Consider the following 579-nt stretch of genomic DNA (forward strand, 5'->3'; position numbering starts at 1 on the left):
GTTTCGGCTGTCATAGCGAAGGGGAAACGCCCGGCTCCATTCCGAACCCGGAAGCTAAGCCCTTCAGCGCCGATGGTACTGCACTGGTGACGGTGTGGGAGAGTAGGACGCAGCCGGACACACTTTGTCAGAGCGCCCCGGACGGAACTTCATTGATCCGACCGGGGCGCTCTTTCTTTTTTGTGCCCCGAATAGCCGAGAGGTGGCGCCGACCACGGTCGGCGCGGAAGGATGCTGAGCATGAGTGACCAGGACGGCAAGGACGGCCGGGGCGACCGCGAGGGCGGCCGGCGAGGCCCCGCGCGCGGTGACGGAGCCGGCCGTCGTGGAGGGGCGCCGCGTGACGGCAGTGGCCGCTCGTCGGGCCCCCGACGCGACGACCGTGGGGGCTACCGCTCCGAGGACCGGCGCTCCGGTGCTGGGCGCGACGACCATGGGGGTTACCGCTCCGGCGGCGCGCGCGACGACCGCGGCGGCTACCGCTCCGACGACCGCCGGTCGGACGACCGGCGTTCCGGTGGTGGCCGCGACGACCGCGGTGGGTACCGCTCCGACGACCGCCGGTCGGACGACCGTCGC

Annotated in this window: 1 rRNA gene and 1 pseudogene; both read left to right on the forward strand. The window is 72.0% G+C overall.

Annotated features, from left to right (window positions below):
- Positions 1-2: 2 nt before the first annotated feature.
- Positions 3-119, forward strand: a 5S ribosomal RNA gene (gene rrf, locus H9I49_RS18055).
- Positions 120-240: 121 nt separating this feature from the next.
- Positions 241-579: pseudogene (locus tag H9I49_RS18060) on the forward strand (hypothetical protein); the annotation flags it as partial.

Origin of the sequence: Terrabacter sp. MAHUQ-38, assembly GCF_014518425.1 — a bacterium.
Taxonomy (GTDB): Bacteria; Actinomycetota; Actinomycetes; order Actinomycetales; family Dermatophilaceae; genus Terrabacter.